A 25217-nucleotide genomic window follows, 5' to 3' on the forward strand; every position below is an offset into this window, starting at 1 on the left:
CGTCGACACATAGGATGCGCACGATTGAGTGTGACAGTCAGTTGCATTTACCTCACTACCTGGAGGCCCACGTTGAGCAAGACTCTCGAAGCCACGATCGACATCGCCGCGAGCCCCGAGACCGTCTGGTCGATCGTCTCGGATCTGCAGCGCATGGGTGAGTGGAGCCCGCAGTGCAAGAAGATGAAGGTCTTCGGCGGCCCGGTCGGCAAGGGCACCAAGACGCTCAACGTCAATCGCAAGGGAATGCTCGTCTGGCCGACCACCTCCAAGGTCGTCACCTTCGAACCCAACCGTGAACTCGCGTTCCGCGTCGTCGAGAACAAGACGATCTGGTCCTACACCCTCACTCCGACCGCGACCGGAACGACCGTGGTCGAGAAGCGGGAAGCGCCGACGGGCACGTCGGCGGTGTCGTCGTTTCTGGTGCAACGCATCCTCGGTGGTACCGACGAATTCGACGTCGAGTTGATCGACGGCATGAACAAGACTCTGCGTCGTATCAAGACCGAGAGCGAGAAGTCGAGCAAGAAATAACTTTTCTCAGGAATGTTTCAGGTTCGTTTCCCACGGGCATCCGTCGTTTCGACAAGCAATAGACACGAACGGAAAGTGGGGGCACCCTATGTTGGGACTCGGATTTATAGGCTGGATCATCATCGGCGGATTGGCCGGTTGGATCGGTAGCAAGATCATGAAGACGGATGCTCAGATGGGCATCATCCTGAACATCGTCGTCGGCATCATCGGCGGCCTCCTGGGCGGTTTCCTGCTCAGCACCTTCCTCGATGTCGAGGGTGGCGGAATCATCTTCAGCTTCATCACCTGCCTTCTCGGCGCATGCATCTTGCTGTTCCTGGTCAAGCTCGTGACAGGACGCAGCCGCGTCTGATCGCACTTGCGCCTCCTGACTGCCGGGGCACCTCACGTACGCTGTGAGGGCCTCGGCAGTCGTGCGTCCACGCCTCGATTGCGTGCAGCACAACGACCTGCCAGCACCTGTCCGACGAAAAGTTAGAGGAGACCGTGGCACGCCGTCCCGCCCCGATTGGTCAACCGCCCCGCACCGGAGTGGCTCACATCGTCGACTTGGTTCGTGAAACGGTTCCACCGCTACACCCCGCAGGCCTGCCGTTCGTCGGCGGTCCGCTCGCCGTCGCAGTTCTCGGCCGCCGCTCCAAGTGGGTCCGAAACGCCGGTCTCGTCGCCGCTGGAGCCTGCGCAACCTTCTTCCGCCACCCGTCACGAGTACCGCCGAATCGCCCCGGCGTCGTCGTCGCGCCCGCCGACGGCTTGGTCACGCTCGTCGACACCGCCGTCCCGCCCGCCGAGCTCGATCTGGGCTCGCAGCCGGTTCCGCGCGTGAGCATCTTTCTCTCGGTTCTCGACGTGCACGTGCAGCGCGTTCCCGTTGCCGGTCGCGTCATCGAGGTCGTGCACCGCCGCGGCCAGTTCAAGTCCGCGGACCTGGCCGAGGCCAGCGAGGTCAACGAACGCAACAGCATGCACATCAGGACCGACTCCGGTCAGGATGTGGCAGTCGTGCAGATCGCCGGCCTCATTGCGCGACGCATCATCAACAACGCCAAGGTGGGCGACTCCCTCTCGATCGGCGACACGTACGGCCTGATCCGATTCGGCTCGCGCGTGGACACCTACTTCCCCGCGGGCACCACCCTGCTGGTCGAACGCGGCCAACGCGCAGTCGGCGCCGAGACAGTGCTCGCCGAGCTTCCGCAGTAGAAACCGACATGATCACCAGACGCGCCAAGCCGCCTGCTGCCATCCGTCTGCTCCCGTCCGTCGTCACGATTCTCGCGCTCTGCTCCGGCCTGTCCGCGGTCAAATTCGCCCTCGACGGCCAGCTCGGCACAGCGCTCGCCATGATCGGTGCCGCGGCGATCCTCGACGCATTGGACGGTCGCATCGCCCGATTGCTCGACGCCACCAGCAAGATCGGTGCCGAACTGGATTCGCTGTCCGACGCCATCTCGTTCGGTGTGGCCCCGGCGCTGGTGCTGTACGTGACTCTGCTCGAGGGCAGCAGCGGCGGCTGGATCGTGGCGCTGGTCTACGCCGTGAGCATCGTGCTCCGGCTCGCGCGCTTCAACACTCTGCTCGACGTGGACGACACGCCTGCCTACGCGCGCGAGTACTTCACCGGTGTTCCCGCCCCCGCCGGAGCGCTCATCGCCATGGCACCGATCGCGGGCTTCGAGCAATTCGGCGACGGCTGGTGGGCGTCGTTCTACGTCGTCGCCGGATGGGCGATCGTCACCGCCGGTCTGATCGTCAGCCGCATCCCCACGTTGGCGCTCAAGACGGTCTCGGTGCCGCCGCGGCTGGCCGCGATCCTGCTGGTGCTCGTCGCGCTGCTCGCCGCCGCGCTCATCACCTTCCCGCTGATACTGCTGATGGGCTTGGTGCTGGCCTACCTGGTGCACATCCCGTTCGCGGTGCGCTCGCAGCGTTGGACTGCCGCGCGCCCGTACACCTGGGACGCCAAGCCGGCCGAGCGCCGCGCCGAGCGTCGGGCCATCCGACGCGCACCGGGCAACAATCGCCGGTCGCAGGCTCGTCTGGGACTGCGCCGGCCTCGTAGTTAGCAGGTCGCCGCTGGTATCGGGAGTGGAGCCTGCGGAATGACCCCAGTAGGTTGGACCGTGTGACCGAATCTCGCTCGACGACGCCTGAGCTCGTGCTCACCGCCCGCCTCAACACCTCGGCCGCCGATGCCCGACGCGGGGTCGTGCGCCTGCATCCGGAAGTTCTCGCGGCTCTGGGCCTGCGGGAGTGGGATGCTGTGTCGCTCATCGGTTCTCGTCGCACGGCCGCCGTCGTCGCCGCGGCGCCCGAGGGATCGCCGCAGGGCACCGCATTACTGGACGACGTCACTCTCTCCAACACCGGCCTTCGCGAAAATGCCTCTGTCGCAGTCGGACCCGCCACCGTCTACGGTGCCAGAACTGTCACGGTGACAGGATCCGCGCTCGCCACCGGTTCCATCTCCGACGCCACCCTGCGCCAAGCGTTGCTCGGCAAGGTGCTGACGGTGGGCGACACGGTCTCACTCCTCCCCCGAGATCTCGGACCCGGGACATCGACCACATCGGCGACGCAGGCGCTGTCGAGGACATTCGGGGTTGCGTGGACCACCGAGCTGTTGACGGTCTCGGCCGTCGACCCGTCGGGTGGGCCGGTGAGTGTGCAGCCCAATTCGGCGGTCGGGTGGGGCTCCGGCACCGTCACCGGTGCACAGCCGTCGGCCGCGTCGAGTCCCGCGCCGAAGACCGCGGCACCGGCGGTGAGCGTGGCCGATCTGGTGGGAGTGAGCGCCCAGCAGTCGAAACTCTCCGAGTGGCTGCGGCTGGCGTTGGACGAGTCGGAGTTGTTGGCGACGCTGGGCGCGTCGCCGCATCTGGGGGTGTTGATCACCGGACCCGGCGGGGTGGGCAAGGCGACGTTGGCGCGCGCGGTCATCGGCGAACGCGCATGCGTCGTGCTGGACGGACCGTCGATCGGTGCGCTCGAGGCATCGGCTCGGGTAGACCGGGTCACCGCGGCCGTGGACGAACTCGCCGGCTCCGGGGTTCTGCTGATCACCGATGTCGACGCGTTGCTGCCCTCCGTCCCCGAACCGGCGTCCACGTTCGTCCTCGATGTCTTGCGCCGGGCCGTCGACACTCCCGGTCTGGCCCTGATCGCGACGACAGCTCATCCGGAGGCAACCGATCCCAGAGTGCGCGGTCAGGACCTGTGCGATCGTGAGCTCACCCTCACCCTGCCCGACGCGGCAGGCCGCAAGGGATTGCTGGAGCATCTGCTGCGCAAGGTTCCGCAGGGCGACGTCGATCTCGCTGAGATAGCCGCACGGACACCGGGTTTCGTGGTCGCGGATCTGGCCGCACTGACGCGGGAGGCGGCACTGCGGGCGGCGGCTCGCGCATCGAACGATTCGGCCGCGGCCTCGTTGACGCAGGACGATCTGGTGGGCGCTCTCCAGGTGATCCGCCCACTGTCGCGTTCGGGTAGCGAAGAACTGGCCATCGGCAGTCTCACGCTCGACGACGTCGGCGACATGGTGGAGACCAAACAGGCGCTCACCGAGGCAGTACTATGGCCGCTCCGTCACCCGGATTCGTTTGCGCGCTTGGGAATCGAGCCACCGCGAGGAGTCCTGCTCTACGGTCCACCCGGCTGCGGAAAGACGTTCCTCGTACGGGCACTGGCCAGTTCCGGGCAGCTCAGCGTGCACTCGGTCAAGGGCGCGGAATTGATGGACAAGTGGGTCGGCTCCTCGGAAAAGGCTGTCCGAGAACTCTTTCAGCGCGCCCGAGATTCCGCTCCCTCGCTGATCTTCCTCGACGAAGTGGATGCGCTCGTGCCCCGACGCGGGCAGAGTTCGGACTCCGGCGTCGGCGATCGGGTCGTCGCGGCGCTGCTGACCGAACTCGACGGCGTCGAACCGTTGCGCGACGTCGTCGTACTCGGGGCAACCAACCGACCCGATCTGATCGATCCCGCGCTGTTGCGCCCCGGCCGCCTCGAGCGCCTGGTGTTCGTGCCGCCGCCGGATTCCGATGCCCGCGTGGACATCCTGAAGGCGTCGGGCAAATCCATCCCGCTCGCCGAGGACGTGGATCTGGAGTCGCTGGCGCGCGATCTCGACGGCTACTCCGCGGCCGACTGCGCGGCGTTGCTGCGTGAGGCCGCGTTGACGGCGATGCGTCGGTCGATGGATGCAGCCGACGTCACCGCCGCCGATGTCGCCGCCGCTCGGGCGACGGTGAAGCCGTCACTCGATCCCGAGCAGGTGGCGCATCTGCGGGCCTACGGGTCGTGAGCGGAAACTCGTAGCAGGCTACGAAGTTCTGCTCACCTGCGGCGAAGCCGCTCTCACTTCCAGCGGGCGAGGACTTCCTCGGCGCGCTTGGCGAGTGTCATCTGGAAGATCGGGCCGAAGCTGATGCGTCCGACACCGAGTGACGCGAAGTGCTTCAGGTCGCCTTCTGCCGGGTTGGCGATGGCGTTGATGGGCAGTGGGAGTTCCTCGGCGAGGCGCTTGTAGTCGGCGTCGTTGTGGAATCCGACGGGGTAGAGCGAGTCGGCTCCGGCTGCCGCGCACAGCTTCAGGCGTGCGATGGCGCGCTCGACGCGGTCGCTCTCGTCACCGATCGCCTTGACGAACAGGTCGGTGCGGGCGTTGATGACGACGTGGACGTCGGTGGCGTCGGACGCTGAACGCAGTGCTCCGACGAAGTCGGCGTGTTCCTGTGCTTCGCGGAGACGTCCGCCTTCGCTGTGCACGGTGTCCTCGATGTTGAGGCCGACGGCTCCGACGGAGATGAGGCCGTCGATCAGTCGCTTCGGATCCTCGCCGTACCCGGCTTCGATGTCGACCGACAGCGGCACGTCGACGGCTGCGGAGATCTGTGAGATGCGGGTGAGCAGTTCGTCGAAGGTCATGCCTTCGTTGTCGGGCTTGCCGATGGAGTCGGCGACGGGGTGACTTCCGACGGTCAGCGCGGTGAAGCCTGCGGACACGGCCAGGTTGGCGGACCAGGCGTCCCACACGGTCGGCAGTACGACCGGGTTTCCGGGCTGGTGCAGCTCGAGCAGGGTGGTGGCTTTCTGGGACAGGTTCGTCATGGGGACTCCTCAACGGTGGCCGGTGGAGAACGTACGTTCTCTCGGTTCCCCAACATACCCGCTTCAGTCGATCAAATCGAGTGCTCTCATCCGGTCGAACACCATCAGTGATCCCGGAGCGACGTCGGGCATCGCCGCGTACTCGTCACGGGTGAAATACCTGATCTCGGCGATTTCGCTGGTCGGCGTCGGCTCACTGGCCAGATCGGCGAGGAAACACGTGATCTCGAGCGGCGTGCCAGCAGGGTGCCCCCATGCCTCGCACTCGAACACCCCGAGCAGCCGGGCATCCGTCACCGCCGCATCGAGCTCTTCCCTGATCTCACGATGAAGTGCTTGCTCGGGGGTCTCGCCGGGGTCGATCTTCCCGCCCGCCATGTAGAACGCAGACTTGCCGGCCGATCGCGTCTGGATCATTCGGCGATCCCGGACGTACGCCAGCCCGGCGGTCCGAATCAGCTCCGGCTTGCTCACCGACACTCCCCTCGACTCGAGCGCGCGATCCGGCTCATTCCGCAGGCTCCACTCTCACCGCCCCGGCTCATTCCGCAGGCTCCACTCTCACCGATTTGTACCGCTTGGCACGCGTTCGACCACGCAAAGTAAAGTGGAAAGCGAGAACTCACGGCTGCCGTTCGGCGACCGGTTCGTTACTTCCCAAAGCTTCACATCCAAATTTCACACGGACTTCGCACACCCTACTCATCGCCGCCCTACGACCACCGCTCGGTTTCACCGCCGATGCGACCGAGACGACGGAGTGATTTTTGCTCGCCATTCTTCTTGCGCACGCCGCCGCCGCGCTGCTCGCGCCGCTGTTCGTCCGGTGGTGGGGTCGCAATGCCTTTTTCCCCCTCGCGCTCGTACCCCTGCTCAGTCTGATCTGGGTGTTCGGCAACTGGGGAACCGAACAGAACCTGAACATCGAATGGGTCCCCGGCCTGTCGATGAACATCGACATGCGGTTCGACTCCCTGGCCGCCATCATGTCGCTGCTCGTCCTCGGTATCGGCGCACTGATTCTGCTCTACTGCGCACGCTACTTCGAGGACGACGAGCCCCGGCTCGGGCTGTTCGCCGCCGAAATGGTCGCGTTCTCCGGTGCGATGTTCGGCCTCATCACCAGCGACAACATGCTGGTGCTCTACATCTTCTGGGAAATCACCACGGTCCTGTCGTTCCTGCTCGTCGGCCACTACGCCGAGCGAGCCTCGAGCAGACGCGCAGCCACCCAGGCACTTCTCGTCACCACCGCGGGCGGTCTGGCGATGCTGGTCGGCATCATCATCCTGGGCCAGGTGTCCGGCACCTACAACCTCTCCGAGCTGGTCGCGGACGCGCCGGGCGGCTGGTTGCCCGGTGTCGCGATCGTGCTGGTCCTCATCGGCGCACTGAGCAAGTCGGCCATCGTGCCACTCCACTTCTGGCTCCCCGGAGCCATGGCCGCACCGACGCCGGTCAGCGGCTACCTCCACGCCGCCGCGATGGTGAAAGCAGGCATCTACCTGGTGGCACGCCTGGCCCCGGGGTTCGCCGATTCCGGCCCGTGGCGCGCCACCGTGATCAGCCTCGGTCTGCTGTCGATGATCCTGGCCGGCTGGCGAGCTCTGCGCGCATTCGACCTCAAGCTGATCCTCGCGTTCGGAACCGTCAGCCAGCTCGGCTTCCTCATGGTCTTGGTCGGCATCGGCTCCGAGAAGGCCATGCTCGCAGGCCTGACGATGGTGATCGCACACGCGATGTTCAAAGCGGCGCTGTTCATGGTCGTGGGCATCATCGATCACACCACCGGCACCCGCGACATCCGCAAACTCGCCCACCTGGGCAAGAAGGCTCCCTGGCTCGCCGCGATAGCCGCGCTGGCCGCGGCCAGCATGGCCGGGCTCCCGCCGATGCTCGGGTTCGTCGGCAAGGAGACGGCGTTGTCGGCCGTGATCAGCACGCCGACGCTCGATCCCACGGTCGCGGCAGTCGTCGTCGCAGGCCTGGTGATCGGCTCGATCCTCACGGTCACCTACAGCATCCGGTTCGTCTGGGGCGCGTTCGCACGCAAGCAGCTCAAGCGGGCGAGTCCGTCGGTCAGGGCGATGCACGCGCCGTCCGTACTGTTCCTGGCCGCACCCGCATTCCTGGCGGTGCTCGGTCTGGTCGCTGGGTTCGCATCCTCGGTCGTCGACCACATCGTCAGTCCCTACGCTCGCACACTTCCGTCGTACGGCCAGGAGCCCTACCACCTGGCCCTCTGGCACGGATTCAACCTTCCGCTCGCACTGACGGTCGTCGTCGTCACCGGCGGTGTCGGCCTGTTCATCGCCCACCGGGTCGTCAACCGGCTCAAGTTCGAGCATCCCCCGCTCGGCAACGCGGACCGCATCTACGACAACGTGCTCAAGTACATGGACGCCCTGTCCATCCGCCTGACCGGCACCACCCAGCGTGGTTCGCTCCCCCTCACCCAGGGCACGATCCTGCTGACTCTGGTACTGCTGCCGATGATCGTGTTGCTCGTCGGCCAGGACTCGGGCTTGGACTACACCCTGTGGAACACCCCGTTGCAGCTGGTCATCGGCGTGATCATGATCGCCGGTGGCCTCGGAGCCACGGTGATGCGCAACCGCCTGGCCAGCGTCATCCTCGTCGGGCTCACCGGCTACGGCTGCGGCGTCATCTTCGCCATCCACGGCGCACCGGACCTGGCCCTGACCCAGTTCCTCGTCGAGACCCTCACCCTCGTGGTGTTCGTGTTGGTGCTGCGCAAGCTGCCTGCCGAGGTCGACGATCGAGGCTCGGCCGGATCGCGCGCCCCCCGCGCCGTGCTTGCCGTCGCCGTCGGAGCGACCGTCAGCGTGCTGGGCGCATTCGCAATGAACGCGCGAAACACGGCCCCGGTGTCGTTGCTCCTGCCGGACGCCGCGTACAACCTGGGCGACGGCAAGAACGTCATCAACGTCATCCTCGTGGACATCCGCGCCTGGGACACCCTCGGCGAGATCTGTGTTCTCCTCGTCGCGGCAACGGGCGTGGCCAGCCTGGTCTTCCGCAACCGCCGGTTCGGCAGCGCTCCGCGGGTGTCCGACGCCCCCGCCTCGTCCTCGGATGCGAATTTCGCGGCGGAGACGACGTGGCTGCTCGGCGGCGATCTGATCGATCCACGACATCGCTCGTTGATTCTCGAGGTCACGACGCGGTTGATCTTCCCGACGATCATGGTGCTCTCGATCTACTTCTTCTTCTCCGGCCACAACGCTCCGGGTGGCGGTTTCGCCGGTGGCCTCACCGCCGGATTGGCGCTGGTGCTGCGCTACCTCGCCGGTGGGCGCTACGAGCTCGGCGAGGCAGTGCCGATCGATGCCGGGAAGATCCTGGGTCTCGGTTTGATCTTCGCGGCCGGTACGGCGGTGGCGTCGATGTTCCTCGGTGCCCCGGCGTTGTCCTCGGCGACTTTGGAGATGACGTTGCCGATCCTCGGCGACATCAAGTTGGTCACCGCACTGTTCTTCGACCTCGGTGTGTATCTCATCGTGGTCGGGTTGGTACTCGACGTGCTCCGTAGTCTCGGTGCCCGTCTCGACGCACAGGTGGAAATGCAGAGCCAAGGCCGAGTGAGCGCCCCATGACCGCAGATCTCGGAATGCTGATCATCACCGGTGTCCTCGTCGCATCGGGTGTCTACCTGCTGCTCGAACGCAGCATCACCAAGATGCTGCTGGGGCTGCTGCTGTTCGGCAACGGCGTCAACCTGCTGTTGCTCACCGTCGGCGGGCCCGCGGGGGCACCACCGATCGTGGGCCGCGACAACGCCGTCAACCAGGAGATGGCAGATCCTCTGGCCCAGGCGGTGATCCTGACGGCGATCGTCATCACGATGGGTATCGCGGCGTTCGTGCTGGCGCTGGCGTATCGGTCGTTCACTCTCAACACCAAGGACGACGTCGAGAACGACCCCGAGGACACCAAGGTCTCCCGACGTCGCTCGATGGCCGAGGCCCCCGACCGCGACCGCTCGGACGACCCGGTGACGGGCGAGCCGAGCTTCGGCGGCGACGCGTTCGACTCGAAGGGCAACCCGATTCCGATCGAACAACTCGTCAATCGCGAGGACCTCGAATGCTACGAGGATCTGCACGACGGTGATTTCGACGACGACGACGATCCGCAGGTGCGCGGGCTCGACGGCATCGACACAGCCGAGAAGGACGACAGCAGGCCAGAGAAGAAGGGAGACGACCAGTGACGATCTCCCCAGGAGTGATCGACGTTCTCACTCCGCTGCCGGTACTGATTCCGATGCTCGCGGCAGCGTTGACTCTGGTGCTCGGTCGACGTCCCCGTGCGCAGCGTTTCATCACCCTCGTCGCGCTGACCGCCGTGGTCGCGATCTCGTCGGTGATGCTCTACCTCGCCGACCGCGACGGCACCAGCGCCCTGCAGGTCGGCGGTTGGGACTCCCCGCTCGGCATCTCCCTCGTGGTGGACCGCCTGTCGGCGATGATGCTCGTCGTCTCGTCGATCGTGCTGCTCGCCGTCATGGTCTACTCGATCGGCCAGGGCATCCGCGACGGCAGCGAAAACCAGCCCGTCTCGATCTTCCTGCCGACCTACCTCGCGTTGACCGCAGGTGTCTGCAACGCGTTCCTCGCCGGGGACCTGTTCAATCTGTTCGTCGGCTTCGAGGTGCTGCTCGCGGCGTCGTTCGTGCTGCTGACACTCGGCGCGAGCGCGGACCGCGTACGCGCGGGTGTGTCGTACGTGATGGTGTCGATGGTGTCCTCGCTGATCTTCCTGATCGGCATCGCGCTGGTGTACGGCGCAACCGGGACGCTGAACCTGGCCCACATCGCGGTACGGATGGACGACATAAACTCCGGCACCAGAACCGCGATCTTCGCGGTCCTGCTGGTCGCGTTCGGCATCAAGGCCGCGGTGTTCCCGCTCTCGACGTGGCTGCCCGACTCGTATCCCACCGCCCCGGCACCGGTCACCGCAGTGTTCGCCGGCCTGCTGACGAAAGTCGGTGTGTACGCGATCATCCGCGCCCACACCCTGCTGTTCCCCGACGGCTCGCTCGACAACGTGCTGATGGTCTGTGGCCTACTGACGATGCTCGTCGGCATCCTCGGCTCCATTGCTCAGAGCGACATCAAGCGACTGTTGTCGTTCACCCTCGTCAGCCATATCGGCTACATGATCTTCGGCGTCGCGCTGTCGACGCAGTCGGGACTGTCCGGCTCGATCTACTACGTCGCCCACCACATTCTGGTGCAGACGACGCTGTTCCTAGTCGTCGGTCTCATCGAGCGTCAGGCCGGATCGTCGTCGCTTCGACGCCTCGGCGGTCTGGCTGCGGCCAGCCCGGTCCTGGCGATCGTGTTCCTGGTGCCGGCCCTCAATCTCGGTGGCATTCCGCCGTTCTCGGGCTTCATCGGCAAGGTCGCGCTGCTGCAGGCCGGTAGCGAGCAGGGCAGTGTGTTGGCCTGGCTGCTCGTCGCAGGCGGAACCGTCACCAGCCTGTTGACGCTGTACGTCGTCGCCCGTGTCTGGACCAAGGCGTTCTGGCGCGCTCGCGCCGACGCCCCCGAGGGCGACCTGGCGGACAACAGCCCGTCCGCGCTGCTCGACGATTCCTCGGACATCGCGTTCGGTGATCGCGAGGACGTGGGCCGGATGCCCGCCTTCATGTTGCTCCCGACGATCGGGCTGGTTGCCGTCGGCTTGGCCATGACGGTGTTCGCCGGGCCCATCATCGACATCAGCGATCGCGCCGCAGCGGACCTTCGCGATCGATCGGTGTACATCGATGCGGTGCGCGGTGCGGAATTCGTCGGAGATCAGGCCGCCGAGCAGGCACGCGGAGACGAGGAAGGCACTCGATGAAGATGAACCGTTCCTTCCTGCTACGCCTGTGGACCCTGGCGTGGTTGACCGCCATCTGGGTTCTGCTGTGGGGCAACGTCTCTGCGGCGAACATCCTCGGCGGTATCGCGGTGGGGCTGCTCATCATGGTGCTGCTGCCGTTGCCTCGCGTTCCCGTCGAGGGCCGCATCCACGTGTTCTCACTCGTCAAGCTGGCCGTCGTATTTCTCTACTACGCAATGGAATCGAGCTTCAGCGTGGCCTGGTTGGCCATCCGGCCCAAGGCTCCGCCGGTCACCGGGGTGCTGCGCTGCCGTATCGCGGTCAAGTCCGATCTGGTGCTCACCCTGTTCGTCGACGCGATGAACCTCGTGCCCGGCACCATGGTGCTCGAGATCGACCGGACCAGACGCCTGCTCTACGTGCACGTGTTGGACATGGGCACCCAGAAGGCCGTCGACGGTTTCTACGCCTACGTACGGAACCTGGAGAAGCTCTTCATCGCCGCGTTCGAGCGAGACTCCGACTGGAAGCCGAGCCCGCTGCACTACCAGGAGTACGAGCAGTACCACGGAGTGCTCGGCGACGATCCGGCGTCGAAAGACCTCGACGCCCCCAGGGACGACAAGAAGACCGACGACAAGAGGAAGGGGGACTGGTCGTGACCGTCGTACTGGCGATAGCCGGAGCCCTCCTGATCGGTGCCGCGATCCTCACCGCATACCGACTGCTCGACGGGCCGAGCACGCTGGACCGTCTCGTGGCGATGGATACGATCCTGGCCCTCTCGATGTGTGGTCTCGGCGTGTGGGCCGTCTACAGCCGCGACACCACCCTCGTACCGGCCATCGTCGCGCTGTCACTGGTCAGCTTCGTCGGGTCGGTCAGCATCGCACGATTCAGAGTGAGGGACGAATGATCGACACAGTGAGGGGCGAACGATGACCGCAGCCCAGTGGATAGCCTCCGCCTTCATCCTGTTCGGAGCGCTGCTCGCCTTCACCGCAGCAGTGGGCATCGTCCGCTTTCCCGATACCCTCTCGCGGATGCACGCGGCCACAAAGCCGCAGGTGGTCGGTCTGATCATGGTCCTGATCGGGGCCGTCATCAGCCTGCGCGGCAACGTCGACATCTGGATGCTCGTGCTGGTGGGCATCTTCACCCTGGTCACCGCCCCGGTCATCGCGCACACCGTCGGCCGCGTCGCCTACCGGGAACAACGCGGCCGCGACGGTCTGCTCATCGTCAACGAGATGGAACCGAACGAATCGGATCAGTAGCGCGGGTTCAGGATCGAAGGTCGGTGACCAACGACTCCACGACGGCTCGCAGGTCGCCGCCCGATTTCGCGGCCACCGCCCGCTGACGCTGATACGACGCCCCTCGCCGGGGAATGTCGGCTACCGCTGCCAGCTCGTCGACGCAGTTCAGTCGGACGGCCGTCGGCGTCAGCTTCTCGAGCAGGTCGTGCAGATCGTCGGTGACCAGACGTTCGTTGCTGTCCGAGTCGAGGATGATCTCGGCGTCGAGGCCGTATCGGGCGGCCCGCCACTTGTTCTCCTGCACGTGCCACGGCGGTATCGACGGCAGGGTCTCCCCCGCTTCGAGACGTTCGTCGAGATGGACGATGAGGCAGTGCGTCAACGCGACAAGAGCCGCGAGCTCCCGCTTGGTCGACGCCCCGTCGCACACCCGAACCTCGATCGTGCCCCACTTGGGGGCGGGGCGGATGTCCCAGTGCATGCCGCCGAGTTGCTCGATGACGCCGGTCTTGAGCTGATCGCGGACGAATCCCTCGAACTGCGACCAGTCCTCGAACTGGAACGGCAGACCGGCCGTCGGCAGCTGCTGGAACATCAATGCCCGATTGCTGGCGTAGCCGGTGTCGTTGCCCGCCCAGATCGGCGAGGACGCCGACAGCGCCAGCAGGTGCGGGTATTGCAGCAGCAACGAGTTGAGAATGGGAAAGACCTTGTCGGGAGACGACACTCCCACGTGCACGTGTACACCCCAGATCAGCATCTGCCGACCCCACCACTGCGTCCGAGCGATCAACTCGTCGTAGCTCGGAGAGCTGGTGAGCTGCTGGGTGGACCACTCGGCGAACGGATGCGTGCCCGCCGAGAACAGATCGATTCCCAGCGGATCAGCGGCACGCTCGACCAACGAGAGCGACTCACCGAGGTCTGCCATCGCCTCCCCGACGTTCTCGCACACTCCGGTGACGAGTTCGACGGTGTTGCGCAACAGTTCCTTGGTCACCCGCGGGGTGTCCCCGGCCAGATCGCGGACGCCGTCCATGACCGCCTCGGCGGAGTTGACCAGGTCTCGCGTGTTCTTGTCGACCAGCGCGATCTCCCACTCGACGCCGAGCGTCGGGCGCGGTGAACTCGCGAAGTCGATCCGGGGAGCGCTCAAACTACTGCAGTACCGCGCACGCCGCCCGCGAGCCGGCGTCGCCGGTCATCAGAGTCGTCATGTCCGGCACAGCGGCACCGTCCGGCAGGGTGTAGCGCGGCGGGATGTTAGCGAAGTTGTCGGCACCCTCGTGCACGATCACAGCCGTTCCGGTGCCGTCCGCACGCAGATCGTCGAGCGTGAGCGCATCGGTGGTGGTGGTGAGCATGCCGGTGCCGTCCTCGCCGACCTGAATGGACGTCAGGTCACCGCTGGCCGGGTACTCGGTGCGGCCGTCGACCTGCAGGTGACCGCCCGCGGACAGGAACGCGCCGGGCTCCCCGCCGGTCGGTGCCACGGAGTTCGGCTCGCAGGCGGCGACAGTGTGAACGTGGAAGCCGTGGAAGCCGGGGGCCATGTCCTCGACCTCGGCGGTGACGGTGAGCTTGTCGCCCTCGGACGCGAACGAGACCGTGCCCACCTCGGCGCCGGCAGCGTTGCGCAGGGTGCCCTCGATGGTGTCGCCGGAGCCCGACTCGGCCGGACTGTCACCAGCGACGGCTTCTGCCGACGGATCGGCCTCGCCGGTCCAGACCGGCGGGACGGTGCCGGGGACATCGGACGGAACCTCGCCGTTGCTGCAGGCGGAGAGCCCGAGCGCTGCGATCGCGAGGACCGGGGCCACGTAACGCAATGAGCGGGTCGCAGCAGTGCGTCGCTTGAACATGTCCATCGGAAATCGCTCCTCTTTCAGGCAGTTTCGCCGGGCTCGGAAATGATAACGTGCCGACCGATTCAGCCGAATCGGGCACGGAAGTCGATGCTGTCGAACTGGTCGCTGTAGGACTACTGAGTCACGATGACGACAACGCCTGCTGTGGATTCGAGCGAGGTCGGCTTGGGCTCGGCCGGGACGCCGAGCTGCGTGGCGATCGTCTGCGCCGCCTGTTCCTCGCCTGCTGTGGTGCCGTAGTACACCGCGGTCTGCGCGAACTGGGCTTCGCTGAAGTTGCCGGTCTCGGCGACGGTCCATCCCTCGGCGGTCAACGTGCTCGCTGTGCCTGCCGCCAGGCCGGAGACGTTGGAATTGTTCAGCACGCGCACCTCGACGTCGGCGGGGGTGGCCGAGGTGGTGGGTGCGGCGGAACCTGGCGACGCGTCGGCGGCCGGGGCCTGCGCTGCAGGAGCCGGAGCCTGTGCGGTCGGTGCGACCGCAGCCGGTGCACTCGTCGTCTCGGCAGCGGACTCGGCGGCCGCCTCGTCGGAATCGGAACCCGTCAGCGACAACGCGCCGATCGCTGCGAACAGGATCGCGAGCGAGATCAACACCATGGCCAGGGCACGAAGTGGTGGCCCGGTCTGTTCCGGGTTCGGGCTGCTCACGTACTCGACCCTAGCCGACCGTCGACGGCGACTCGGCACACGGAACGAAGGTCCTGCTCAGACGTCGAAACCCAGCCGACGTGCCGCACGCGCCTTCTGCCGGCTCGCACGCAACCGACGCAGGCGCTTGACCAACATCGGATCCGCAGCGAGCGCCTCGGGACGATCGACCAACGCGTTCAAAATCTGGTAGTAGCGGGTTGCCGACATGGAGAAGAGTTCCTTGATGGCCTCTTCCTTCGCCCCGGCGTACTTCCACCACTGCCGCTCGAAGGACAGGATGTCGTGCTCTCGTCGACTCAGTCCGTCCGCACCGACCTCGTTCGGATCCTGAGAGCCGTCCGAACTTCCCGGTTGCTGAGACTGGTTCGAGTCACGCGCTGCTGCGCCGTCCATCCCACTCCTCGACTTCTCGACTTCCTCGGGTCGGCAGGAACACCTACCCGGAGAAATCTGCTTCCCCCAGCACTGCCGGCACCCGTAGGAGCACCGACCGAATTACACAGTTGTACTTCGGGGATCATTCAACCATGCTCGACGGCTCGAGCACGGCTCCCGCGAGGTACCGGCGCGTGGCGTGTTCCACGTGCTCGACCACATGCGTCTGGCACACCACTGGGTCATTCCGCAGGCTCCACTCCCGCACCACTGGGTCATTCCGCAGGCTCCACTCCCGCACCACTGGGTCATTCCGCAGGCTCCACTCCCGGTATCCTTGTCGACCATGGCAATTCTTCCCATCCGGATCGTCGGCGATCCGGTGCTGCACACCGCAACAGCTCCCGTCACCGAGTCACCCGCCGAGCTGGCCGAGCTGATCGCCGACATGTACGAGACCTTGGCCGCCGCGAACGGCGTCGGTCTCGCCGCGAATCAAGTCGGCGTCGGCAAGCGCCTGTTCATCTACGACTGCCCCGATCAAGGCGAGGACGGCAAGATCTTCCGCCGCCGCGGCGAGGTCGTCAACCCGGTGCTCGAGACGTCGGAAATCCCGGAGACGATGCCCGATCCGGACGACGACGACGAGGGCTGCCTGTCCGTCCCCGGCGAGCAGCACCCCACCGGGCGCGCCGAGTGGGCTCGCGTGACCGGTACGGACGCCGAGGGCGAGCCCGTAGACATCGAGGGCCGCGGCTTCTTCGCTCGGATGCTCCAGCACGAGGTGGGACATCTCGACGGTTATCTCTACACCGACGTGCTCATCGGTCGGCATGCGCGGGCCGCGAAGAAGGCCATCAAGCGCGCCGGGTGGGGCGTGCCCGGGCTGAGCTGGACGCCCGGCACGGTGGACGACCCGTTCGGCCACGACGACGAGGACGACGACTGACCGTCCCGGTGGGTACGCGGGTGATGCTTCGCTACCGGTTGCCACCCGGCCACACCCACCCGATGACGGACGTGATCGGCGAACTGGTTGCCATCGACGCCGGTGCGGTCTCGGTGCGCGGCCGGGACGGTGCGCTGGTGCAGGTCGCGGCCGAACGAGTCGTGGCGTTGAAACCCCTGGGGCCCAAACCGATTCGAACCTCGGAGATCCGCTCGCTCGAGGCCGCTGCCGCAGACGGCTGGCCGGGCGTGGAGCGGGAATGGGTCGACGGCTGGCAGCTGCGGTTCGGTCACGGGTTCACCGGCCGCGCCAACTCGGCGGCGCCCCTCGAGCCCGGAGCATCGACGACGGCCGAGACTCTCGCGCAGATCGTCGACCGATACGCCGCGCGCGGACTGCCGCCGACGCTGTCACTCCCGGACCGTCTCGGCAGCGCTCCGGCGGGGTGGCAGACCTACAACGAGACCGCCGTCATGGCTGCAGACATCTCGAAGCTCGTTCTACGAGAGGGCGATTCGGCCATCGCCGTCACCGCGGAGCCGACATCCGAGTGGTTGACTTCCCTGCGCTACCAAGGCAGCGAGGCACCCGCAGGCGCAGCGGAGGTGGTCGCCGCAGTCCGGGGCGGCACCCTCGGTTTCGGCATGATCGGCGCGCGGTCGTCGTCGGCAGCCGCCGTGGGTCGCGCGGCCGTCACCACCGCCCCGGACGGTCGCTGCTGGGTGGGACTGACCTCGCTCTGGGTCTCCCCCGAACATCGCCGCAACGGGCTCGGCACCCTGATGTGCGGAGAACTGGTGCGCTGGGGACGCGGGCACGGCGCGACGCACGCGTACCTGCAGGTGGCCGTGAACAACACCGAAGCCGTTGCCCTGTACCGAGACCTGGGCTTCGAGGACCATCATCGCTATCGCTATGCCCGGCCCGAGAACGCGATCGGTCCGAACCCTGTCGGGGGCGTTCGATAGGGTTCGTTCCCGTGCGCTTGGCTACTTGGAATGTGAACTCCGTCCGCTCTCGTCAGGATCGAATCGTCGATTGGCTGCAGCGATCCGATGTCGATGTTCTGGCGATGCAGGAAACCAAGTGCAAGGACGCACAGTTTCCGTATCAGCGGTTCACCGACATCGGGTACGAGGTCGCCCACGTCGGGCTGAGCCAGTGGAACGGCGTCGCGATCGCCTCTCGCGTCGGCCTGGACGACGTGCAGGTCGGGTTCGAGGATCAGCCCGGGTTCAGCAAGGATCCCGAGGTCGATCCCGCTCAGGAGGCCCGCGCCATCGGTGCCACGTGCGACGGGGTCCGCGTCTGGAGCCTGTACGTGCCGAACGGCCGCGAACTCGCCGATCCGCACTACACCTACAAGCTCGAGTGGCTCGCTGCGCTGAAGGCCGACGCGCAGGCGTGGGTGGCAGCGGATCCGCAGGCGCTAATCGCGCTCGTGGGCGACTGGAACATCGCACCCACCGACGACGACGTCTGGGATCCCGCACTGTTCGAGGGCAAGACCCACACCTCCCAGGCCGAGCGTGATGCCTTCACCGCGTTCGGCGACGCCGGCTTCACCGAGGTGACGCGGCAGTTCACCCCCGAGCCCAGGACGTACACCTACTGGGACTACACGCAGTTGCGGTTCCCCAAGAAGCAGGGTCTGCGCATCGACATGGCGTTGACCTCCCCGGCCCTGGCGGCTCGGGTGACCGGTGCGTCGATCGACCGCGAGGAACGCAAGGGCAAGGGGGCCAGCGATCACGCTCCGGTGATCGTGGAGATCGGCTGAGCAGAGTCCACCGACCTGTTCGCCACTGCCCTCGCGGCAAGAATCGCCCCGACGGCGATCAGCATTCCGTGCGCAATTCGCACGGCGGGCGGGGTGTAGAACTGCGGAAGAAAGAGCACGAACCCTGCAGCGAGCACCGCGGCGTAGCGGTTGCGTAGAGCGAATGCCACCAGCCCGACGGCAATCAGCACGAGTCCGAGCCCGAACATGACGGACTGCACGAGCGAGTACCGAATCGGGTCGGCCAGATCGATCAGGCCCGGGTTCGCGTTCTGTACGGCATCGACACCCAGCGCATGCAGCGCGAAGGTTTCCGCGCCGTAGTACGGCAGCACCAAGCCGACGCCGATCCAGGTGGTCACCACCGCAAGATCGGACCGTCGACCGCCGTAGAGCACGGTCAGCCCGAGCGCGACGAAGCCGAGCATGGCGAAGGTGTGAGAGAGCACCCAGTTCGAGGATGCGAAGGCGTCGGCTCCCGCGCTGCCCACCTCGTCCGAGTAGGGGCGCAGTGCGGGATATGCGGCGAACATGACTCCGAGGAACAGATACAGGGCTACACGCATCGGGGAATGCCATCCTTTCGAGAGCGGCGCTCTCTATAGGAAGCAGTATTCATTCGGTGCGTCGAGAAAACAAGAGCACTGCTCTCTATTCGGCGATCAGATCCAGAAATTCATCATGCTGCGCCAGATACCGCCGAACGTAGGTACAGATCGGAACGATGCGCCACTGCCGATCACGAGCAGTGTTCAGCGACGCTCGGACCAGCACGCCCGCCCACCCACGGTCGCCGTACTCCTCCTTGACGACGGTGTGCATGAGCGCGACGACCGGGCCGACGCCGTCGTCGTCGCCCTCACCGAAGCGATACCCGAGAATGCCGACGAGTTCGTCGTCGACGAAGAGATCGAACCTGTTGTGATCGACGTCGTCCTCGATACGAACAACGGGCCGGTCGACCGGAGCGAGCCCGTGAACCCGCCGTGGAAGTATGTGACTCATATCACTGATGAGACCAGTGTTGTCCATGTGACGCGAGGTAAGTGCATCGATCGTCGCCGAGTCGTGCCCTTAATGTGACCAGCCTCAATGCGGCCGATCGTCAGCCAGACGTCAGAGAGCGACGAGCATGTCGTTGTACTCGGGATTGGCTGCCGCGAAGCGCTGCACGTACGTGCAGACCGGCTTGACCTTCCAGCCGTAGGACCGAGCACTGTCGAGTGCGCGGCGCACCAGAATGCCGGCCAGGCCCTGATGACCGAAATCCTCGGTGACAACCGTGTGCATGAAGGACACGACATGGGTACGCGTCGCACGCTTGCCGTTTCCCTCGACCTCGTAGAAGCCGACGATCCCGACGAGATCACCGTTCAATCGAAGCTCGAACCGGTTCTGGTCTTTGTTGATCGAGACATCAGCGCTAGGAGAACTTGCCAGCATGGGACGCCTCCTTCGCTGTGTGTGGAGTGATGAACGAATGAAATCTTCTGTGACGTGCACCACTATTAAACATGCGCACGGTGGCTCTGTCACCTTTTCTACCAACAAACCTTCGGTTGCGTAGGTTTGTCCGTCCAACACGGCACGAATGCTGGTACGGATCATAAGTGACCCTGTTCGGCGTTGTGATACAACAACATTCAAGGCCGGCCCATGATTTCGCCACGTACTCGGCAATCCGATTCGCCTGCCGAGACCGCCGACTCCCCGCCCGCCGGTACTGTCTTCTCTCGTGAAGTTCCTACCGCTCACGCCCAACGGCGAGACTCCTGTCCGCGCGCTGACCATCGCCGGAACCGACTCCGGCGGCGGTGCCGGAATCCAAGCGGACAGCCGAACGATGGCACTGCTCGGTGTCCACGCCTGCGTTGCCGTCGCCGCGGTCACGGTCCAGAACACCGTCGGCGTGACGGGCTTCCACGAGATTCCGCCGGACGTTGTCGCCGCGCAGGTTCGCTCCGTCGTCTCCGACATCGGCGTCGGCGCAGCGAAGACTGGAATGTTGGCCTCCACCGCGATCATCGAAGCGGTCACGGCCGTCTGCACCGAAGTCGGCATCGGCCGAGATCAGCCGGTTCCCCTGGTCGTCGATCCGGTGTGCGCGTCGATGCACGGCGATCCACTGCTGCACGCCGAAGCACTCGACGCCATCCGCCACACCCTGTTTCCCATCGCCTCGCTGGTGACTCCCAACCTCGACGAGGTTCGGCTCATCACCGGCATCGACGTGGTCGACGACTCCAGCGCACACCGCGCCGCCGAGGCCCTACACGGATTGGGCGCGCAGTGGGCCCTGGTCAAGGGCGGTCACCTGCGGACGTCAACGCACAGCACCGACCTGCTGTTCGACGGCGACACCTTCCTCGAGTTCACCAGCGAGCGCATCGACACCGGCAACGATCACGGCGGCGGCGACACCCTCGCCGCATCGATCGCCTCGGCCCTGGCGCACGGATACTCCATGCCCGACGCGGTGGCGTTCGGCAAGGAGTGGGTCACCCGCTGTCTGGCTGCGTCCTACGATCTGGGCGCAGGCCACGGACCGGTGTCACCGCTGTGGCGACTGCACGAGTCGGAGGATGCGTAGGTCGTCGGGTGCGCCCTTGATCTTCGGAGCGAAGAAGCTGCGGCGATAGGGCTTGGAGACCACGCGTAAGGCGTCGAGCACCTCCGGCGGGACCGCCTCGAGAGCCGCTGCGGAGATCATGACGTTGCCGTTGCCGCCGGTCTGCATCACCCGGGCGGCGACGGTGACGTCGACGCCCAGCCAGTCCGATCCCACCTGACGCGGGCTGCCGGTGTGGATGCCGACGCGCATCGTCGGGGTGTAGCCGTCGACGTCGACGCCCTTCAGGGCCTCGCGGGCCGCGAAGACCGCGTCGACGGCTTTGCCCGCATCGGCGAACACCGCCATGATGCCGTCGCCCAGCCTCTTGACGACGTGGCCACCGCGGAATGCGACCTCGGGTTCGACGGCTTTGGACACCTTGCGCAGCAGCGTCAGGGTGGCGGTGTCGCCGGCCCGCAGCGACCAGGACGAGAAGCCGACGAGGTCCGTGAACACGATGGTGACGTCGTGCTCGCCGCGGCCACGGCCTGCGCGTTCGAGGATCGCCTGCCACAGCTGCAACGCCCCGAGGCCCACTTCGCGGGACGCGCCGGGTTCGTCGTCGAGTCCATTCGCAGCCAAGAACCTGTCGGCGACGCGGGCGACGGCCAGGGCTCTGCCCGGACCATCGATCGAGAGGGGATCGCCGAACGTGGGGTCACCCGGTAGTGCGCGGCGCACACGTCGAACCGCCCCGACCACCGCGGGCGCTCGGTTGGTGGTGCGGACCCACTCCACGACCGAGGAGACGACTGCGTTCACAGCATCGAGCGTAACCCACGGTTACACATACTTTCCCTCACCCTTCGGCGCGCGCGGCCTCGCGCTCGGCACCCACCGGAACCCCATTGGGGCCCTCGACCGACTGCGCGTAGACGCCGATGCCGTAGGCCACGGCCGCACCGTTCTTCGCCAGTGCGGCGCGGTCGACGTTCGCCAGGGTGTCCTGGTCGGTGTGATAGTTCTCGTCGAAGGTCTGATCCGCGGTGCCGCCCCACTTCTCGGCCTGCGCTGCGGTCTTGGTGTCGTCCGCTCCGCTGAACACGCCACCGGCGGGGATGCCGACCTCGATGAACGGGCCGTAGTCCGAGCGACCGTCGAAATCGGTCCCGTCGACGGCTACGCCCCCCTCTGCCAGTCGCTCGACGAAAGTACGCTCGATGGCGTCGGATCCGGTCGGTCCGGCGGGCTCACCCACCTGGTCGGAGTCGTCTCCGTCGTAGGCGAGGTAGCCGGCGTTGTTCGAGCCGATCATGTCGAAGTTCAAGTACAGCGCGATGTTTCGCTTGTCCTCGTCGGACAGGCCCTCGACGTATTTGGTCGAGCCGACGAGTCCGTTCTCCTCGGCTCCCCAGAACGCGAAACGCACCGCGTTGGTGACCTCGGGGGCACTGCCCATCTGCAGTGCGGTCTCGAGTACTGCCGCCGTGCCGGTTCCGTTGTCGTTGATGCCGGGGCCGTCGGGGACGCTGTCGAGATGCGCACCGGTGACCACCACGTTCTCGGTGGAACCCGTGGTGGTCTGCGCAATGATGTTGCGACTGTTGGTCGTTTCGGTTTCGGTGACGAGTGTCAGCGTCACCTCGGGTGCGGCCAGAACGGCCGCGCCGTCCTCCTGGCTGACACCGCCGGTCGGAATCCGGGCGGTGTCGGCGTCGCCGAGCGTGCCGGAATCGAGCGGTCCCGGTTCGTTGTTGACGATGATCGCGGCGGCCGCTCCCAGTTCTGCTGCGACGGTTTGCTTCACACCGAACGGGCATACTCCGCGCGGCACGACCGCGACGGCTCCGGCCAGGTCGAGGCCGGTGTAATCGGCTGCCTCGCAGCCGTCTGCGCCGGTGGGAGCGCCGACGACGCGTGCGGTGATCCCCTCGGCCGTGGTGGTCGGCGAGTAACTGAGCGCGAACACCGGGATCTCGGTGCCCGCCAGCGACAGCGTTTGGGTCTGCGCCTCGAAGGTCTCGAACTCGAATTCCGGGGTGGTGACCTCGAACCCGGCCGATTCGAGTTGCGAGACAACATAATCGACACTCGCGTCGTAACCGGCGGTGCCGGCCGCGCGGTTTCCGTCGTTCTCGGCGGCGAAGGCTTCCAATTGTTCGAGGTGCCCCACCAACGCCTCCTCGGTGACCGCGGCAGAGAGCCCCGGCCCGTCGGGTGTGGCGAAAACTCTGGCCGGTTCCTCGTCCGAGGTGGACGAGCAACCGGCCAGAATCAAGACAGTGACAGCGCTACCTGCAAGCAAGGAAATCCGCATAGCGGACACCCTACCGGCGAGCAGCGTCAGGCGTCCCGACGATTGACGACGAACACTGCTGCCCCGAAGATCACCGCGGTGAAGACGACGAAGTAGATCAGGCTACCGATCGGACCCCAATGGAAGTCGATTCCGCCGCTGGAGCCGAGGAAGTGATTGGCATTGAGGAACGGCATGAACGGCTGGATCTTCTCGCCCACCTTCGGGATGAGGCCGATGACGTTCTCGATGAGCAGCGGCCACAGCAGCAACACGGCAATGGCACCGGCGGACTGCCGAATGAGCGCACCCACTGCTACTGCCAGAACGATCTGTACGAACGCCAGGATCGCCGCGCCGTAGACGACACGCCACGTGCCGTCCACATCGAAGCCGAGGAGCGCCCCCGCCTCCTCGCCTGCAATCGACTTCGCCAGGAACAGCGCACCGAACGCCAGGATGAGAGACAGCACCGCGCCGTACACACCGACGATGAGCGCCTTCGCACCGAGGACCGAAGCCCGATTGGTGACCGACTGGAACGTCGTGCGGATCAGACCGAACCGGTATTCGCTGGTGACGGTCAGTGCCGCCAGAATCATCAGCACCATGATGCCCAGCCCGCCCACACCGCTGGCGACGACGTCGTAGGCAGTCGTCGGAGGCAGGCCTTCCGGTGCGTCGGGTCCGATGGCGGTCTTGGCCGCCCATCCGAGGATGGCTCCGAAGCCGAGGCCGAACACCACCACTATCGCGCTGCACCACCACGGCGACTTGGTCGAGGTGAACTTGATTCTTTCTGCTGCCAAGACGCCCATCAGAGTGACCCGCCCATCGCTTGCTGAGTGTTGGGGTTTTCGGCTCCCGCGCCGTGGTATTGCACTGTGTCTCCGGTGAGTTTCATGAAGGCTTCCTCGAGCGAGCCTCGCTGAGAGGCCAACTCGTGCAGGGTGATTCCGGCCCGACCGGCGATGTCGCCGATCGCGTCGGTGGTCGAGTTCAGCACCACGAGCGAGGGCTGAAGTTCATCGGTCTTGTCCGGCTCGCGCACGGTGAGACCGGCGGTGGTCAGCGCCTGGCGCAGACCGTCGAGTTGCGGGCTGCGAACGCGCACCGATGCCTCGGAGGCATGGTCGATGAATTCCTGCACCGAGGAATCGGAGATCAGTTTGCCGCGTCCGATGACGATGAGGTGTTCCGCGGTCTGCGCCATCTCCGAGAGCAGGTGGCTCGAGACCAGCACTGTGCGGCCCTCGGCCGCCAAGCGCTGCATGAACTTTCGGATCCAGACGATGCCCTCGGGATCGAGTCCGTTGACCGGCTCGTCGAACAGCAACACCTTGGGGTCGCCGAGCAACGCACCGGCCAGGCCGAGCCGCTGCGACATACCGAGTGAGAACCCGCCGGCATTCTTCTTGGCCACCTCGGACAGGCCCACCAGACGCAGCACCTCGTCGACGCGCGACTTCGGAATGCCGTTGGAGGCCGCCATCCACTCGAGATGTGCACGCGCCGAACGGTTCGGATGAACCCACTTGGCGTCGAGCAGAGCGCCGACGGTACGCAGTGGCTGCTTGAGATGGCTGTAGCTCTTGCCCTCGATGGTCGCCGTTCCCTTGGTGGGGCGGTCGAGGCCGAGGATCATCCGCATCGTGGTCGACTTGCCTGCGCCGTTGGGGCCCAGGAAGCCGGTCACGATGCCGGGTTTGATGGTGAAGGTGAGGTTGTCGACCGCCGTCACCGCGCCGTATTGCTTGGTCAGTCCTGTCACTTCGATCATGGGTACAACTGTCCCCCATCGACAGCGTCCGCACATCGACCCACAGTCGCCTTCTCCATCATCCTTTCGGATGACACACACCCTGAGACAGTCGGTCGTATGGGCGGCATTGCGGGTCGAGCAGGCGGCATGCGGTCGCAAATGCGCGCGCGTTTGCCAGGTGCGCGCGGAATCGTCCTCGTATCGCCACTACTCCGCGCG

General features: G+C 65.9%; 28 protein-coding genes. 15 read left to right on the forward strand and 13 right to left on the reverse strand.

What is annotated here, in order from left to right; translation table 11 throughout:
- Positions 1 to 72: 72 nt before the first annotated feature.
- The 5 genes from AB0366_RS06115 to AB0366_RS06135 all read left to right on the forward strand — a co-directional run bounded on the left by AB0366_RS06115 (position 73) and on the right by AB0366_RS06135 (position 4843).
- The gene (locus AB0366_RS06115) at positions 73 to 537 is read left to right on the forward strand and encodes an SRPBCC family protein (RefSeq protein ID WP_128646929.1); all 465 of its coding nucleotides are present in this window, start codon (positions 73 to 75) and stop codon (positions 535 to 537) included.
- 88 nt (positions 538 to 625) lie between these two features.
- The gene (locus AB0366_RS06120) at positions 626 to 892 is read left to right on the forward strand and encodes a GlsB/YeaQ/YmgE family stress response membrane protein (RefSeq protein WP_128646930.1); all 267 of its coding nucleotides are present in this window, start codon (positions 626 to 628) and stop codon (positions 890 to 892) included.
- A 134-nt stretch (positions 893 to 1026) separates the two neighbouring features.
- Positions 1027 to 1743 carry a phosphatidylserine decarboxylase gene (locus AB0366_RS06125; protein WP_366243106.1) on the forward strand — a complete coding sequence of 239 codons (717 nt, stop codon included), beginning with the start codon at positions 1027 to 1029 and terminating at the stop codon, positions 1741 to 1743.
- Positions 1744 to 1751: 8 nt separating this feature from the next.
- Positions 1752 to 2606 (forward strand): phosphatidylcholine/phosphatidylserine synthase, encoded by an 855-nt coding sequence (locus AB0366_RS06130; protein ID WP_121872255.1) that lies wholly within the window; start codon positions 1752 to 1754, stop codon positions 2604 to 2606.
- Between the two features lie 59 nt (positions 2607 to 2665).
- Entirely contained in the window at positions 2666 to 4843 is a 2178-nt protein-coding gene (locus AB0366_RS06135; protein WP_366243107.1) for an AAA family ATPase, read from the forward strand.
- Positions 4844 to 4896: 53 nt separating this feature from the next.
- On the opposite strand, the gene AB0366_RS06140 is transcribed toward AB0366_RS06135, so the two are convergent.
- Complete coding sequence (locus AB0366_RS06140; protein WP_366243108.1) at positions 4897 to 5649, reverse strand: isocitrate lyase/phosphoenolpyruvate mutase family protein; 753 nt, start codon at positions 5647 to 5649, stop codon at positions 4897 to 4899.
- A 63-nt stretch (positions 5650 to 5712) separates the two neighbouring features.
- Positions 5713 to 6123, reverse strand: a complete 411-nt coding sequence (locus AB0366_RS06145; protein ID WP_366243109.1) for an NUDIX domain-containing protein — start codon at positions 6121 to 6123, stop codon at positions 5713 to 5715.
- Between the two features lie 293 nt (positions 6124 to 6416).
- Between AB0366_RS06145 and AB0366_RS06150 the strand changes: the two genes are divergently transcribed.
- The 6 genes from AB0366_RS06150 to mnhG are packed head-to-tail and all read left to right on the forward strand — an operon-like array spanning position 6417 to position 12782.
- The gene (locus AB0366_RS06150; protein WP_366243110.1) at positions 6417 to 9266 is read left to right on the forward strand and encodes a Na+/H+ antiporter subunit A; all 2850 of its coding nucleotides are present in this window, start codon (positions 6417 to 6419) and stop codon (positions 9264 to 9266) included.
- Positions 9263 to 9883 carry a Na(+)/H(+) antiporter subunit C gene (locus AB0366_RS06155; RefSeq protein WP_121872251.1) on the forward strand — a complete coding sequence of 207 codons (621 nt, stop codon included), beginning with the start codon at positions 9263 to 9265 and terminating at the stop codon, positions 9881 to 9883. Before AB0366_RS06150 ends, AB0366_RS06155 begins: the two co-directional genes overlap by 4 nt.
- Positions 9880 to 11523 (forward strand): Na+/H+ antiporter subunit D, encoded by a 1644-nt coding sequence (locus tag AB0366_RS06160; protein WP_366243112.1) that lies wholly within the window; start codon positions 9880 to 9882, stop codon positions 11521 to 11523. The genes AB0366_RS06155 and AB0366_RS06160 overlap by 4 nt, the downstream gene beginning before the upstream one ends.
- Positions 11520 to 12167, forward strand: coding sequence for a Na+/H+ antiporter subunit E (locus AB0366_RS06165; RefSeq protein WP_121872249.1), 648 nt, complete (start codon positions 11520 to 11522; stop codon positions 12165 to 12167). Before AB0366_RS06160 ends, AB0366_RS06165 begins: the two co-directional genes overlap by 4 nt.
- A complete protein-coding gene (locus AB0366_RS06170; RefSeq protein ID WP_121872248.1) occupies positions 12164 to 12421 on the forward strand; it encodes a monovalent cation/H+ antiporter complex subunit F in 258 nt (85 codons plus the stop codon). The genes AB0366_RS06165 and AB0366_RS06170 overlap by 4 nt, the downstream gene beginning before the upstream one ends.
- Before the next feature lie 22 nt (positions 12422 to 12443).
- Positions 12444 to 12782 carry a monovalent cation/H(+) antiporter subunit G gene (gene mnhG / locus AB0366_RS06175; RefSeq protein WP_366243113.1) on the forward strand — a complete coding sequence of 113 codons (339 nt, stop codon included), beginning with the start codon at positions 12444 to 12446 and terminating at the stop codon, positions 12780 to 12782.
- 7 nt (positions 12783 to 12789) lie between these two features.
- Here the strand turns inward: mnhG and AB0366_RS06180 are convergent, their stop codons facing one another.
- From AB0366_RS06180 to AB0366_RS06195, 4 genes are all read right to left on the reverse strand, one after another.
- The gene (locus AB0366_RS06180) at positions 12790 to 13920 is read right to left on the reverse strand and encodes a glutamate--cysteine ligase (protein WP_366243114.1); all 1131 of its coding nucleotides are present in this window, start codon (positions 13918 to 13920) and stop codon (positions 12790 to 12792) included.
- A 1-nt stretch (position 13921) separates the two neighbouring features.
- Positions 13922 to 14632, reverse strand: coding sequence for a superoxide dismutase family protein (locus tag AB0366_RS06185; protein ID WP_366243115.1), 711 nt, complete (start codon positions 14630 to 14632; stop codon positions 13922 to 13924).
- Between the two features lie 113 nt (positions 14633 to 14745).
- Entirely contained in the window at positions 14746 to 15282 is a 537-nt protein-coding gene (locus AB0366_RS06190) for a LytR C-terminal domain-containing protein (protein WP_366243116.1), read from the reverse strand.
- A gap of 57 nt (positions 15283 to 15339) precedes the next feature.
- Complete coding sequence (locus AB0366_RS06195) at positions 15340 to 15678, reverse strand: DUF3263 domain-containing protein (protein WP_032393769.1); 339 nt, start codon at positions 15676 to 15678, stop codon at positions 15340 to 15342.
- A 328-nt stretch (positions 15679 to 16006) separates the two neighbouring features.
- On the opposite strand from AB0366_RS06195, the gene AB0366_RS06200 reads away from it, so the two are divergent.
- From AB0366_RS06200 to AB0366_RS06210, 3 genes are read left to right on the forward strand one after another with little or no spacing between them, the layout of a single operon-like run.
- On the forward strand, positions 16007 to 16609 hold the full coding sequence (locus tag AB0366_RS06200; protein ID WP_366243117.1) for a peptide deformylase: 603 nt from the start codon (positions 16007 to 16009) through the stop codon (positions 16607 to 16609).
- A gap of 23 nt (positions 16610 to 16632) precedes the next feature.
- Positions 16633 to 17577 (forward strand): GNAT family N-acetyltransferase, encoded by a 945-nt coding sequence (locus AB0366_RS06205; RefSeq protein ID WP_366243794.1) that lies wholly within the window; start codon positions 16633 to 16635, stop codon positions 17575 to 17577.
- Positions 17578 to 17588: 11 nt separating this feature from the next.
- Complete coding sequence (locus AB0366_RS06210; RefSeq protein WP_366243118.1) at positions 17589 to 18389, forward strand: exodeoxyribonuclease III; 801 nt, start codon at positions 17589 to 17591, stop codon at positions 18387 to 18389.
- On the opposite strand, the gene AB0366_RS06215 is transcribed toward AB0366_RS06210, so the two are convergent.
- The 3 genes from AB0366_RS06215 to AB0366_RS06225 form a co-directional block, all read right to left on the reverse strand.
- On the reverse strand, positions 18359 to 18955 hold the full coding sequence (locus tag AB0366_RS06215) for a hypothetical protein (RefSeq protein WP_366243119.1): 597 nt from the start codon (positions 18953 to 18955) through the stop codon (positions 18359 to 18361). The genes AB0366_RS06210 and AB0366_RS06215 overlap by 31 nt on opposite strands.
- 85 nt (positions 18956 to 19040) lie before the next feature.
- Positions 19041 to 19394, reverse strand: a complete 354-nt coding sequence (locus AB0366_RS06220) for a GNAT family N-acetyltransferase (RefSeq protein ID WP_366243120.1) — start codon at positions 19392 to 19394, stop codon at positions 19041 to 19043.
- Between the two features lie 111 nt (positions 19395 to 19505).
- Entirely contained in the window at positions 19506 to 19832 is a 327-nt protein-coding gene (locus AB0366_RS06225; RefSeq protein WP_037186711.1) for a GNAT family N-acetyltransferase, read from the reverse strand.
- A 292-nt stretch (positions 19833 to 20124) separates the two neighbouring features.
- Between AB0366_RS06225 and thiD the strand changes: the two genes are divergently transcribed.
- Positions 20125 to 20979, forward strand: coding sequence for a bifunctional hydroxymethylpyrimidine kinase/phosphomethylpyrimidine kinase (thiD, locus tag AB0366_RS06230; RefSeq protein WP_032393765.1), 855 nt, complete (start codon positions 20125 to 20127; stop codon positions 20977 to 20979).
- Here the strand turns inward: thiD and AB0366_RS06235 are convergent.
- The 4 genes from AB0366_RS06235 to AB0366_RS06250 are packed head-to-tail and all read right to left on the reverse strand — an operon-like array spanning position 20941 to position 25016.
- Positions 20941 to 21762: an adenylate/guanylate cyclase domain-containing protein gene (locus AB0366_RS06235; RefSeq protein ID WP_366243121.1), complete on the reverse strand. Its 822-nt coding sequence runs from the start codon at positions 21760 to 21762 to the stop codon at positions 20941 to 20943. The two genes, thiD and AB0366_RS06235, sit on opposite strands and share 39 nt — an antisense overlap.
- Before the next feature lie 37 nt (positions 21763 to 21799).
- Positions 21800 to 23257: a M20/M25/M40 family metallo-hydrolase gene (locus tag AB0366_RS06240; protein ID WP_366243122.1), complete on the reverse strand. Its 1458-nt coding sequence runs from the start codon at positions 23255 to 23257 to the stop codon at positions 21800 to 21802.
- 26 nt (positions 23258 to 23283) lie between these two features.
- A complete protein-coding gene (locus tag AB0366_RS06245; RefSeq protein WP_121872240.1) occupies positions 23284 to 24054 on the reverse strand; it encodes an ABC transporter permease in 771 nt (256 codons plus the stop codon).
- A complete protein-coding gene (locus AB0366_RS06250; protein ID WP_366243123.1) occupies positions 24054 to 25016 on the reverse strand; it encodes an ABC transporter ATP-binding protein in 963 nt (320 codons plus the stop codon). Before AB0366_RS06250 ends, AB0366_RS06245 begins: the two co-directional genes overlap by 1 nt.
- Positions 25017 to 25217 lie beyond the last annotated feature (201 nt).

It is taken from the genome of Rhodococcus sp. NPDC076796, from assembly GCF_040702765.1.
Classification (GTDB): Bacteria; Actinomycetota; Actinomycetes; order Mycobacteriales; family Mycobacteriaceae; genus Rhodococcoides.

Excerpts from the sequence above, each read along its gene's own strand:
- AB0366_RS06195 (WP_032393769.1), bottom strand. The coding sequence starts at position 15,678 with ATGGACGGCGCAGCAGCGCGTGACTCGAACCAGTCTCAGCAACCGGGA.
- AB0366_RS06250 (WP_366243123.1), bottom strand. The coding sequence starts at position 25,016 with ATGATCGAAGTGACAGGACTGACCAAGCAATACGGCGCGGTGACGGCG.
- AB0366_RS06205 (WP_366243794.1), top strand. The coding sequence starts at position 16,633 with ATGCTTCGCTACCGGTTGCCACCCGGCCACACCCACCCGATGACGGAC.
- AB0366_RS06130 (WP_121872255.1), top strand. The coding sequence starts at position 1,752 with ATGATCACCAGACGCGCCAAGCCGCCTGCTGCCATCCGTCTGCTCCCG.
- AB0366_RS06185 (WP_366243115.1), bottom strand. The coding sequence starts at position 14,632 with ATGGACATGTTCAAGCGACGCACTGCTGCGACCCGCTCATTGCGTTAC.
- AB0366_RS06225 (WP_037186711.1), bottom strand. The coding sequence starts at position 19,832 with ATGCTGGCAAGTTCTCCTAGCGCTGATGTCTCGATCAACAAAGACCAG.
- AB0366_RS06215 (WP_366243119.1), bottom strand. The coding sequence starts at position 18,955 with ATGCGTGTAGCCCTGTATCTGTTCCTCGGAGTCATGTTCGCCGCATAT.
- AB0366_RS06120 (WP_128646930.1), top strand. The coding sequence starts at position 626 with ATGTTGGGACTCGGATTTATAGGCTGGATCATCATCGGCGGATTGGCC.
- AB0366_RS06140 (WP_366243108.1), bottom strand. The coding sequence starts at position 5,649 with ATGACGAACCTGTCCCAGAAAGCCACCACCCTGCTCGAGCTGCACCAG.
- AB0366_RS06155 (WP_121872251.1), top strand. The coding sequence starts at position 9,263 with ATGACCGCAGATCTCGGAATGCTGATCATCACCGGTGTCCTCGTCGCA.
- AB0366_RS06165 (WP_121872249.1), top strand. The coding sequence starts at position 11,520 with ATGAAGATGAACCGTTCCTTCCTGCTACGCCTGTGGACCCTGGCGTGG.
- AB0366_RS06200 (WP_366243117.1), top strand. The coding sequence starts at position 16,007 with ATGGCAATTCTTCCCATCCGGATCGTCGGCGATCCGGTGCTGCACACC.
- AB0366_RS06220 (WP_366243120.1), bottom strand. The coding sequence starts at position 19,394 with ATGAGTCACATACTTCCACGGCGGGTTCACGGGCTCGCTCCGGTCGAC.
- AB0366_RS06245 (WP_121872240.1), bottom strand. The coding sequence starts at position 24,054 with ATGGGCGTCTTGGCAGCAGAAAGAATCAAGTTCACCTCGACCAAGTCG.
- mnhG (WP_366243113.1), top strand. The coding sequence starts at position 12,444 with ATGACCGCAGCCCAGTGGATAGCCTCCGCCTTCATCCTGTTCGGAGCG.
- AB0366_RS06240 (WP_366243122.1), bottom strand. The coding sequence starts at position 23,257 with ATGCGGATTTCCTTGCTTGCAGGTAGCGCTGTCACTGTCTTGATTCTG.